This is a genomic window from Actinomadura geliboluensis (assembly GCF_005889745.1).
Classification (GTDB): domain Bacteria; phylum Actinomycetota; class Actinomycetes; order Streptosporangiales; family Streptosporangiaceae; genus Spirillospora; species Spirillospora geliboluensis.
Genome location: NZ_VCKZ01000287.1, coordinates 1 through 11,986 on the forward strand (window position 1 = coordinate 1; position 11,986 = coordinate 11,986).

Genomic DNA, 11,986 nt, shown 5'->3' on the forward strand with positions numbered 1-11,986 from the left:
GGGGACGGGCGGGTCGTGCGGCCTCCTGTGCCGGCGACGAGGAGGAGGGCGGCGGCCGTCAGGATCACGCCGAACCAGGCGATGTTCGTGACGCCGAGGTGGTCGGCGAACAGGCCGCCGAAGAGGGCGCCCAGGGCGATGGAGGTGTTGTAGGCCATCGTGTTGAGCGACATCGCGGCCTCGAAGGTCTCCGGTGCGGCGGCCAGGGTCATGTTGACCTGGGAGAGCTGCACGACGCCGAACGAGACGCCCCAGAGGATCAGCGCGATGACGGCGCCCGTCCTACCTCCGCCGATCGCCAGCAGGAGGAGAAGGGACGCCACGAGGCCCACGGAGCCGACGATGAAGCTGCCCCGCAGGCTCTTGTTCACCGTGTAACCGGCGATGAAGTTGCCGACCGCGCCGCCGAGGCCGAAGAGCATCAGGACGACGGTGATGAAGACGGCCGAGGCGGACGCGGTGTCCTCCAGGAACGGGCGCACGAAGGTGTAGGCGCCGAAGTGGCCGAGGACGAACAGGACGACGGCGGTGAGGACGAGGCGCAGCCGGGCGTTGTGGCGCGGCAGGCCGAAGACCTCCCGGACCGACACCGCGTTCGCCGACGGCAGGGACGGCAGGACGGCGGCCACGGCGAGGAGGACGAGCAGGCTGAGGCCCGCCCAGATGAGGAACGTGGTCCGCCAACTGGTGAGGTCTTCCAGGATTGTCCCGAGGGGGACGCCGACGACGGTGGCGATCGAGATGCCGGACATCACGACGGCGGCCGCGCGGCTCGCGTGGCGTTCCGGGACGAGCCGCATCGCCATGCTCACGCCGATCGCCCAGAACACGCCGCTCGCGAAGCCCATGATGAGCCGTGTCGCCAGCACCGCCGGGTAGTTCGGCGCGACGGCCGTGATCAGGTTGCCCAGGGCGAGCACCACCAGCAGGGTGGACAGGAGGACGCGCCGGTTGACGCGCCGCGTCCACGCCACGATGAACGTCACGGCGAGGCCGGCGGAGACGCCGTAGAGGGTCACCATCAGACCGGCGATGCCGACGGAGATGTCCAGGCTCTCGCTCAGCGGGGTGAGCAGGCCGACGGGCATCAGCTCCGTGGTGAGGAAGACGAAGAGGCTCGCCGTGATGGCGGCGACGCCCAGCCAGGCCCGTGCGGGGCTGTGCTCGGTCATGGTGCTCATCCCTCCGCGTCCTCGGGGTACCAGCGCAGCTCGATGGCGTTGCCGTCGGGGTCTTCGACGTAGACCGAGCGCGCCATGCCGCGGGCGCCGAACCGGTCGACCGGGCCCTTGATGACGGTGAACTCGCCGGAGTCGATCAGCTCCTGCCAGTCCAGGGGTTCGACGGCGAGGCAGAAGTGGTGGACGTTCGTCCCGTCGCGCGGGGCGTCCAGCAGGTCGATGATCGTGGACTCGTTGATCCGGACGGTCGGGAAGCCCGCCTGCCCGGCCCGCCATTCGTCGACGCGCTCCGGCTGGAGCCCGAGCGGGCCCGTGTAGAACTCCAGCGCCCGCTCGACGTCCCGCACGTTGAGCACCAGGTGGTCGAGGGCCGTGACGCGCACCATGGCCTCCTCCAAGTGACCTTTTAACGTTGAAATCTTCAACGCTAAGGACTGTAGGCGAGGTGATAGCTTTGCGTCAAACACTTCAACGTTGAGGAGTTCAGGTGACGCGCGACGCCCTCGACCTCGTCCTGGAGCAGTGGGCCCGCGCCCGCCCGGACCTGGACGCGTCCCCGATGGGCGTGCTCGGCCGCCTGTCCCGGGTGACGCGGATCGCCGAACGCGAACTCAAGGCGCTGTTCGCCGAGTTCGGGCTGGAGCGCGGCGAGTTCGACGTCCTCGCCACGCTGCGGCGCGCGGGCGCGCCCGGCGGCATGACCGCGGGCGCGCTGGCGCGCTCCTCGATGGTGACGTCCGGCGCCGTCACCAACCGGCTCGACCGGCTCGTGGCGAAGGGCTACGTCACGCGCGACGTCGATCCCGCGAACCGGCGCACGGTCGTCGTCGCGCTCACCCCCGAAGGCCGCGAACTGATCGACCGGGCCGTCTCCGCCCACCTGGAGAACGAGCGGCGCATCCTCGCCGCGCTCGGTCCGTATGAGCAGGAGGCCCTCGCCGGGCTGCTGCGCACCCTGCTGCTCGGCCTCGGCGACGGAGCCGACGACGCCGCGCCGGCGGACGAGGCATGAAAAAGGACGGGCCCGGCGAACCGGGCCCGTCCCTTCCGAGTGAACGTCAGCGGCGGTAGAGGTTCAGCTTCTCCTCGCCGATCTTCTCGCGGAGGATCGGGTCGTCCACGCCCTGGCCCTCCTTCTCGGCGCCGCACAGGACGGCGACCTTGCCGATGTGCTGGTTGGTCTGGACGGCGCGGGTCGCCTCCCCGGCCTCCTCCAGCGGGAACGACTTCGACAGCGTCGGGTGGATCATGCCGAGGCTGAACAGCCGGTTCACCTCGGCGGCCTCGTGGTAGTTGAAGCCGTGCGAGCCGATGATGCTCTTCAGCCGCATCCACAGGAACCGGTTGTCGTACTCGTGCTTGTAGCCGGTGGACGAGCCGCAGGTGACGATCTTGCCGCCGCGCTTGGCGACGTAGACGGACGCGCCGAACGTCTCGCGGCCGAGGTACTCGAACACGATGCCGGGGTCCTCGCCGACGAGGCTCCGGATCGCCTCGCCGAGGACGCGGCCCGCCTTCGGGTGGCGCAGGCCCTGCTCGCCGAGGTTCAGCTCGTTGCGGTTGATGACGTGCTCGCAGCCCTGCGCCCGGACGATGTCGGCCTTCTCGTCCGACGACACGACGCCGACGGGGATGCCGCCGCCGTTCTTGACGAGCTGCGTCGCGAACGAGCCGAGCCCACCGGTCGCGCCCCAGATCAGCACGACGTCGCCCTGCTTCATCCGGGCGCCGTGGGTGCCGACGAGCATCCGGTAGGCGGTGGCGGCGCACAGCGTGTTGGAGCCCGCCTCCTCCCAGGTGAGGTGCGCGGGCTTGCGGATCAGCTGGTTCGCCTTGACGATGCAGTACTCGCCGAGCGACCCGAAGTTCGTCTCGAAGCCCCAGGCGAGCTGGGTCTCCGACATCATGCCGTCGTCGTAGGAGCCGTGGTCCTCCTCGTCCACGTACGACGGGGACAGCACGACCTTGTCGCCGACCTTCCAGTGCTTCACGCCCGCGCCGGTGCGGACGACGACGCCGGAGCCGTCCGAGCCGAGGATGTGGTACGGCAGGTCGTGCCGGGCGCCGTACCAGCCCTGCCGGCCGAACTTCTCCAGGAACGCGAACGTCGGCACCGGCTCGAAGATCGCCGACCAGACGGTGTTGAAGTTGATCGCGGCGGACATCACCGCGACCACGCACTCGTCGGGCGCCAGCTCGGGCATCTCGACCTCGCCGACGTGCAGGGAGCGGCGCACGTCCTTGTCGGTCTGGCCCTCGAAGATCCCCACCTCGTCCTTGCGGGTGAACGCGGCGCGAAAGCGCGTCGGCAGGTCGATCTCCTGCAGCTCGGGGCCGCTCGCACCGGAGCGGACGGCGTCGAGCAGGGCGTGGGACGAGCCGGACTGGGCCATGGGTGTCCTCCGTGGAACGACGGGGTTCAGGGGGGTGAGCCGGCCCTCAGCGGGCCGTTGTGGACGTGAGGACGGCGTCGCGCTCCCGCCGTCCGGCCAGCCTGCCCTCCAGGTGCGCGGCGAGAGCCTCCACACCGGGCGGGTCCAGCAGGTTGAGGTGGTGCACCCCGGGGATCGTGACGATCTCCAGGTCGGAGCAGAGCCCGCCGAAACCATTGGTCCCGTCGAGCACATAGCGGGCGTCCCGGACGGCCCAGGGGGTCTCCTCGGGCGCGTAGTACAGGATGACCCGGCCGTCGTACGGCTCGGGCTGGTACGCCTCCAGGGAACGGGTGTCCTGGTGCGATGTGAGCTGGTGGGTGAGGGCCGCCGGGGGGATGTGGTCCACGAGCGGGGCCGCGCGCTCCATGACGAGCGCGAACTGGGCCTCCTCGTCCAGGCCGGACAGCTCCTCGTAGGTGAGGGCGACCTCCAGGCCGTACGTCTCGTTGATGTAGTCGGCGAAGGCGGCGAAGCGGCGGGCGAGGGTGTCGGACTCGTCGTCCACCGGCAGCGGCAGGCCCGCGTCGAACAGCGCGACGAACTCGACCTCGCGTCCGGCCGCGGCGAGCTGGCGGGCGGTCTCGTAGGCGAGGACGCCGCCGAACGACCAGCCGCCGAGCCGGAACGCGCCCTCGGGCTGCGCTTCGAGGAGGTGCCGGACGTAGCGGGCGGCGCGCTCCTCGACCGACGGCGCGTCCTCGAACCGCTCCAGCCCGTACACCGGCTGGTCGTAGCCGAGCAGGTCGATGAGCTGGCGGTAGCAGGCGGTGGTGCCGCCCGCCGGGTGCGCGATGAAGATCGGCCGCCGGGTGCCCGAGGTCTTCAACGGCCGGACGGTCTGCCGCGCGGCCTCCTCGTCGGCGGCCCGGATGAACTCGGCGACGTTCTCGGCGGTCGGGACCTCGAACAGCTCGCCGCGGGTGACCTCGGCGCCGAGTTCGGCGCAGACGCGGGCCACGACCTCGTCGGCCTGGTGGTCCTGGCCGCCGAGCTCGGCGAAGAAGTCGGCGGTGACGCCGACGCGGTCGAGGCCGAGGACGTCCTCGATGATGCGGACCGCGAGCCGCTCGGCGGCGTCGCGCGGCATGACGTAGCCGGACTCGGCGTTCGACACGGCGGTGGGGGCCGGGGCGCCGGCGAGGCCGAGCTCGCCCGCCGCCCACTCCTCGAACACGTTGACGCTGGCGCCCTGCAGCAGCACCGACGCCGGGACGGTCAGCCCGAGGTCGTGCTCGACACCGCTCTTGATCCGGACGGCGACGAGCGAGTCCAGGCCGAGGTCGGTGAGCGGGACGGCCGGGTCGAGGCGCTGCGGGTCGAAGCCGAGGACGGCCGCGATCCGGTGCCTGACCTGCGCGGCGATCATCGCGCGGGCGGTGGCGGGGTCGAGGTCCTTGAGCGCCTCCACCCCGGGCCAATCGCCGGCGGCGTCGCCCCCGGCCGCGTCCGCCGCCTCGGTCAGCGCGGCGAAGTACGGCATGTTCCGGATCTCGGGGAACAGCCCGACGGCCGTCGCCGGGTCGAAGCGCAGCACGCCCGCCGCCGGGAGGTCGTGGACGAGCAGCGCTTCGAGCGCCTCCGCGCCCTCCGCCGGGCTGATCGGGTCGATGACGGTGACCGACGCGTCGGCGGCGCCGCCGACCTGCGACCAGGTGCCCCAGTTGATGGTGGTGCCGGGCAGCCCGTGGGCGCGGCGGTGGGCCGTCAGCGCGTCGATCGCGGCGTTCGCGGCGGCGTAGGCGCCCTGGCCGGGCGAGCCGAGCAGCGCGGCGGCCGACGAGTGCATGACGAGCCAGTCGAGGTCGAGGTCCCCGACCGCCTCGCTGAGCCGGCGTGCGCCCTCGACCTTCGCCGTCCACACCCTGTGGAGATCGTCGGGGCCGAGGTCGGCGATCAGCCGGTCGTCGATGGCGCCCGCGCCGTGCACGATGCCGTACAGCCGCTTGCCGCCCTCCCTCGCGACCCTGACCAGCCGCTCGGCGGTGCCGGGCGCGGCGATGTCACCGAGGACGACACCGACGTCCACGCCGTCCTCGCGCAGCCGCGCGATCACCTTCTCGGCGTCGGCGTCGGGGCCGCTCCGCCCGGACAGGACGATGCGCCCGGCACCGCGCTCGGCCAGCAGCCGCGCGGTGACCAGGCCGATCCCGCCGTAGCCGCCGGTGATGATGTAGGCGCCGCCGCGCCGGACGATCCGCTTGCGCTTCGCCGGGGCGGCGGGCAGCGCGGCCTGCCCGAGGCGCGCCGTGTACCGGGTGCCGCCGCGCCAGGCGACCTCGCGGGAGCCGTCGGCGGCGAGCAGTTCCGCGACGAGGTCCTGCGGACGGTCGACGTCCACGTGGGTGGCGCGCTGGACGGTCCGCTCGAACGCCAGGACGCGCGTGATCGCGCTGATGAACCCGTGGCCCGGCAAGCCCGCCGCGCCGTGCAGCGGGAGGGCGTTGCGGGTCGCGACGTAGAGGCGCGGGCCGTCCGGCAGCGAACGGCTCACCCCGACCGTGGCGAGCACAAGCTCCTCGTCGACCAGGTCGGCGGACGGGACGAGCACGACGCCCTCGACCGGCTCCGCCATGGCGGGGTGGTCGTCCGGCGGTCGGTTCGTCACGCGGTGCCGGATGACCCGCTTGCCGCGCTCCTCCAGGCCGGCGGCCGTCGCGGCGGCGAGCGCGTCGTCCTCGTCGGACAGGACGAGCCACGTGCCGCCGTCCGCCGCCTCGGCATCGCCGGGCAGGGGCGACTCGTCCCAGATCAGCTCGACCAGCTTGTCTTCGAGGGGCACCGGGACGTCGGGCCGCTCGACGCGGCGCAGGACGATGCCGGTCGCCTCGGCGAGGACGTCGCCGTCCGCCGACAGGAGCGTGACCGCGCCGGTCACGCCCTCCTCGTCGCGGACGACGCTGGCCTGCACGTGGCCGCCGCGATGCGTCGGGCCGTGCACGCGGAGGCTGCCGATGGTCTCGGCCAGCCAGACGCCGCCCTCGCCGTTCGCCGCCCCGTCCGACAGCGCCGCCTCGTCCGACAGGACGGACAGGCAGCGGTCGAAGACCTCCGGGTGCAGCCGGTAGTGGCGGCTGCCGCGCTCGGCGCCCGCGACCTCGGTGGCCGGGCCCGGCTCGGGCGCCGCCGGCCCGCGGTGGTCGTCGCCGACGTCCGCGCTGGCCAGCCGCGCCCAGGTGCCCGCCGGGGTCAGCGCGTGGATCTCCACCCGCTGCTCGGCCTCGGTGAACGTGGTGGTGACGGTGGTGTGGTCGGCGAGCGCGAGCGGCCGCTCCATCCACAGGCTGTTGACGCGGACGTCCTCGGTGCCGAGCGCGGTCGCGCCGGCGGCGAGCGCCATCTCCGCGAACGCGGCGACCGGCAGCGCGCGCAGGCCGTGCACGGCCAGGCCGTCCAGCCACGGCTGCGCGGCCGTGCCGACGTCGGCGCGCCAGGCGTGCCGGTCCTCGCCGGGCAGCTCGACGTGCGCGCCGAGCAGCGGGTGCTCGTCGCTCCTGCCGGACGCGCGGGACGACAGGTCGACCCAGTGCCGCTCGTGCCGCCACGGCGACTGCGGGACGTCGACGACGCCCCCGTCCGCCGGGACGGCGACCTTGAGGCCGTGGGCGGCGAGGGTCGCGAGCTGCGCGTGGAACGTCAGCGTGTCGTCGGTCTCCTCGCCCTTGCGGGCGCGCTTGAGCGTGTGGGTGACGAGCGCGCCCGTCCCTTCGAGGGTCTCGCCGACCGCGTGGGCGAGGATCGGGTGCGCGTTGACCTCGACGAACGTCCGGAAGCCGTCCTCGGCGGCGGCGGACACGGCGTCGGTGAGCCGCACCGCGTTGCGCAGGTTCGCGGCCCAGTGGTCGACGCCGAGCGCCGCGTCGGAGCCGAGGTAGGTGCGCGGGTCGTCGAGGGCAGTGGTGTAGAGCTTGATGTCGTCGGCGAGCGGGGTGCCGCGCTCCGCGCCGACCTCGGCGAGGAGTTCGCGCAGCTCGGGCAGCAGCGGGTCGACCTGCGGGGAGTGCCCGGCGCCCTCGGCCTGCACCATCCGGGCGAGCCGCCCCTCGGCCTCGGCGCGCTTCACGACCTCGGCGACCTGGTCGGCGTCGCCGGTCACGACCGTCTGCTTCGGGGACGAGTGGACGGCCGCGTACACCTCGGGCAGGCCGTCCGCGAGCCGCGCGACCTCCTCGGCGGACGCGCCGAGCACCGCCATCGCGCCGCCGCCGACGAGCCGCGTCAGCAGCCGGGACCGGCGGCAGATCACGCGGACGCCGTCCTCGGTCGTGAGCGCCCCGGCGACGACGGCCGCCGCGACCTCGCCCATCGAGTGGCCGACGACCGCGCCCGGCGTGACGCCGTACGACTTCCACATGCGGGCCAGCCCGAGCTGGATCGCGAACAGCACCGGCATGGCGTCGGCGGGGCCGTCCGGCTTGCGGCCCTCTTCGAGCAGCGACCACAGGTCGGGGCCGCCCTCCTCGGCGAAGAGGCCGTCGAGGTCGTCGATCGCCTCGGCGAACGCGGGCTCCTCCTCAAGGAGGCGCTGCGCCATGCCCGCGCGCTGCGCGCCGTACCCGGAGAAGACCCACACCGGACGGCCGGGAACGCCGAGCGCCGAACCCGTGACGACACCGGGGTGGGGACGTCCTTCGGCGAGAGCGGTCAGCCCTTCGACGAACCCGGCGCGGTCGCGGGCGGAGACGGCGGCGCGGGCCCGGCCGCGGCCGGCGCGACGGTGCAGGGTGCGGGCGACGTCGGCGAGCTTCACGTCGTCGCGGTCCGAGAGCCACTCGGCCAGCAGTGCCGCGTGGTCGCGGACGCGGTCGTCGCTCGTGTCGGACAGCGGGAACGTCCGGACGACGGCCGGCTGCACGGTCGTCTCCTGCGCGGGCGCCTCCTCCAGGATGACGTGCGCGTTCGTCCCGCCGAAGCCGAACCCGGACACGCCCGCGCGCGCCGGGTGGCCCCTCTCGGGCCACGGGGTCTCGTCCGCGACGACCGACAGGTGCAGTTCGTCGAACGGGATGTGCGGGTTCGGCTCCTTGTAGTGCGCGCTGGCCGGGATGACCCGGTGGTGCAGCGCGAGGACGGCCTTGATGAGCCCGGCGATGCCCGCCGCCGACTCCATGTGGCCGAGGTTCGACTTCGCGGAGCCGAGCAGCAGCGGCGCGGCGGCGTCGCGTCCCGCGCCGAGGACCTCGCCGACCGCCTTCGCCTCGATCGGATCGCCGAGGAACGTGCCCGTCCCGTGCGCCTCGACGTAGTCGACCTCCCGCGTGTCGATGCCCGCGCCCGCGTACACGTCGCGGAGCAGGGCGCGCTGCGCGTCGGAGTTCGGCGCGACGAGGCCGTTCGAGCGGCCGTCGGAGTTGACGCCGGAGCCCCGCACGACCGCGAGGATCCGGTCGCCGTCGCGCTGCGCGTCCGACAGCCGCTTCAACACGACGGCGCCGCAGCCCTCCGCGCGGACCATGCCGTCGGCGGACGCGTCGAACGCCTTGCAGTGCCCGTCCGCCGCCGTCCCGCCGGCGAGGTCGAACGTCATCGTGACGGTCGGCGACAGCAGCAGGTTCACCCCGCCCGCGAGCGCCACGTCCGCCTCGCCGCTGCGCAGCGCCTGCACGGCGAGATGCGTGGACACCAGCGACGACGAGCACGCCGTGTCGACGATCATGCTGGGGCCGCGCAGGTCGAGCAGGTACGACAGCCGGTTCGCGATGATGCTGAGCGCGGCACCGGTCGCCGTGAACGGCTCCAGCGACGCCAGGTCGGAGGCGGTGAACGCCGCGTACTCCGGCGCCGACACCCCGACGAACACGCCGGTGCGGCTGCCGCGCAGCGACGCCGGGCCGATGCCCGCGTGCTCGAACGCCTCCCACGCCACTTCCAGGACGAGCCGCTGCTGCGGGTCCATGACGGCGGCCTCGCGCGGCGTGATGCCGAAGAACTGCGCGTCGAACCCGGCGAGGTCGTCGAGGAACCCGCCGAGCCGGGTCGTCCTGCCGAGCAGGTCGCCGACCTCGGGGGAGCCGTCGTCGAACGGGTCCCAGCGGCCGTCCGGCACCTCGCGGATCGCGTCGCCGCGCCCGGTCAGGAAGCGCCAGTAGTCGGCGGGGCCGGTCAGGTCGCGGTCGCCGCCGGGGAAGCGGCAGCCGATGCCGACGACGGCGATCGGCTCATCGTTCGCGGCCCCCCGGGCGGGCGCCGGCACCGGCGCGGCGGGGGCGGCGGGGGCGCCGCCGGCCAGCGCGACGGAGAGCTTGTTGATCGTGGGGTGCTCCCAGACGAGCGTCGCCGGCAGGGACCGGCCGAGCAGCTGCTCCAGCTCGCCGGCGATCGCGACCGCGTCCCGGGACGCCAGCCCGAACTCCTCCAGCGGACGGTCGGGGTCGATGTCGGCGGCGGTGGTCCGGGAGCGGCGCGCGATCTGCTCGATCAGATGCCGGCGAATCGAATTCCCAGTGATCCGAGTCTCGTCCTGCGGGGTCTCCCGCGCGGCTCCGGAACGATCGTTGCTCTGCATGCGGTGGGTTCCCCCCATGAAACCGGGATCGTTCATCGAAGCGGAGGGACCACTTTGTCCCACACTGACCGGCTCACGATGCGCACCCAGACCACTTTTCTCATCGAGGTCTTGTCACGGTGATGACAAGACTCGGCAGTAACCAATGTGGCCTGATGGGATAGTTGAGTTCGCCCGGCAGATGTCAGGGCTGAGTAACGGAGCGCCAACCAATAGTAACAATAGCGACGACTGCTTTTAGGGGGAAGCGGCGGATTTCCCGGCGGTCCGGGGACCCCCGCCGTACGGACTCTTGACCCGGGGCCGGTACCGATGGGCACTGGCGGTGGTGGCCGTCAGCGCGTTCATGACCACCATGGACAACACGGTGGTCTTCACGGCGCTGCCCACGATCATGGACGACCTCGACATGTCGTCCTCGGCCAAGGACTGGGTCGCCACCGGGTACATCCTGATGTTCTCCTGCCTGATGATCACGGGCGGGCGGCTCACCGACGTCTTCGGCTGCCGGGTGACGTTCACCACCGGCATGGTCGTGTTCACCGCAGCGTCCGCCGTGTGCGGCCTGGCGCAGACCTCCGAGGTGCTGATCCTCGCCCGCATCGTGCAGGGCGCCGGCGCCGCGCTCGCGCTGCCCGCCACGCAGGTCATGGTCACCGTCGGGCGCACCGACAAGCAGCGCTCCATCGGCAACATCATCTTCATCGGCGCCGCGTCCGGCGCGACCGCGCTCGGCCCCACCATCGGCGGGATCATCGTCCAGCACTGGCACTGGGGCTGGATCTTCCTGATCAACATCGTGCCCGGCATCCTGGTGATCCTGCTCGGCCTCGTCACCCTCACCGGGAAGGGCGAGAACACGCACGCCCGCATCGACCTGCCCGGCGTGCTGATCTCCGCGACCATGCTGTTCGCGTTCATCTACGCGCTGGAGGTCGGCAACAAGCGCGGCTGGGGCGACCCGTCCGTGCTCAGCGTCTTCGCCCTCGGCGTGATCGCGCTGGTCTGCTTCATCGTGGTGGAGAGCTGGGCCCCCGACCCGATGATCGACCTGCGGTTCTTCCGCAACCGGGTGTTCACCGGCGGGCTGCTGTCGCAGATGCTCTACGGCATCGGCTTCAACGGCATGATGTTCTACTCGCAGCCGTTCCTGCAGCGCTTCCTCGGCTTCTCGCCGCCCGAGGCGGGCCTGGTCATGCTGCCGCCCGCCATCGCGATCATCCTGCTGACCCCGCTGGCGTTCCTGATGGCCGCCAAGCTCGGCCCGCGCCCGGCGATCGGCGTCGGGATGGCCCTGATGGGCCTCGGCATGGTGCTGTTCTCCATGCTCCAGGTCGGCGACGGCTACGCCGACCTGATGCCCGGCGTCATGCTCGTCGGCGTCGGCGCCGCGCTCGGCATGCCCCTGGTGATGTACGTGCTCAAGGCCGTCCCGGAGAAGCGGGCCGGGGTCGCGAGCGGCGTCATCAACGTGATCCGCGAGGCGTCCGGCGCGTTCGGCATCGCGATCGTCGGGCTGCTCGTCCACCACGTCCCGGACCAGGGCGCCAGCGCCGCCGAGCTGGAGACGTTCCGCGCGGGCACCTCCTCCGGGCTCATCCTCGGCGCCGTGCTCGTCCTCATCGGCGGCCTGATCAGCGGGATCACGCTGCCCAGCCGGCGCGGCTGGCTCGGGCCGAAGCACGGCAAGACCTCGCCGGTCATCCCCGACACCCCGAAGTTCGACCCGGCCGCGACGCCGCGCGACCCGATCCCGGCCCTGGTCGGGCCCGCGCCCGATCCTCTCGCGGCGCCGCTCGCCGAACCCGTCGCCGTCGCGACCGCCGCGCCGCCCGGCGCGCCCCTCCCGCTTCCCCTCACCTGGGAGG

General features: G+C 72.8%; 6 protein-coding genes. 2 read left to right on the forward strand and 4 right to left on the reverse strand.

Going from position 1 to position 11,986, the window contains the following annotated elements:
* Nucleotides 1-1,181, reverse strand: a 1,181-nt coding sequence (locus tag ETD96_RS30920; RefSeq protein WP_171069308.1) for an MFS transporter, incomplete at its 3' end; no start/stop codon positions are given.
* Nucleotides 1,178-1,567, reverse strand: coding sequence for a VOC family protein (locus ETD96_RS30925; protein WP_138640022.1), 390 nt, complete (start codon nucleotides 1,565-1,567; stop codon nucleotides 1,178-1,180). The genes ETD96_RS30925 and ETD96_RS30920, both read right to left, overlap by 4 nt.
* Before the next feature lie 101 nt (nucleotides 1,568-1,668).
* Between ETD96_RS30925 and ETD96_RS30930 the strand changes: the two genes are divergently transcribed.
* Nucleotides 1,669-2,193: a MarR family winged helix-turn-helix transcriptional regulator gene (locus ETD96_RS30930; protein WP_240808351.1), complete on the forward strand. Its 525-nt coding sequence runs from the start codon at nucleotides 1,669-1,671 to the stop codon at nucleotides 2,191-2,193.
* Between the two features lie 46 nt (nucleotides 2,194-2,239).
* On the opposite strand, the gene ccrA is transcribed toward ETD96_RS30930, so the two are convergent.
* Entirely contained in the window at nucleotides 2,240-3,574 is a 1,335-nt protein-coding gene (ccrA, locus tag ETD96_RS30935; RefSeq protein WP_138640023.1) for a crotonyl-CoA carboxylase/reductase, read from the reverse strand.
* Between the two features lie 46 nt (nucleotides 3,575-3,620).
* Entirely contained in the window at nucleotides 3,621-10,118 is a 6,498-nt protein-coding gene (locus ETD96_RS30940; RefSeq protein ID WP_138640024.1) for a type I polyketide synthase, read from the reverse strand.
* Between the two features lie 328 nt (nucleotides 10,119-10,446).
* On the opposite strand from ETD96_RS30940, the gene ETD96_RS30945 reads away from it, so the two are divergent.
* On the forward strand, nucleotides 10,447-11,986 hold a 1,540-nt coding region (locus ETD96_RS30945), incomplete at its 3' end, for a DHA2 family efflux MFS transporter permease subunit (protein ID WP_240808352.1).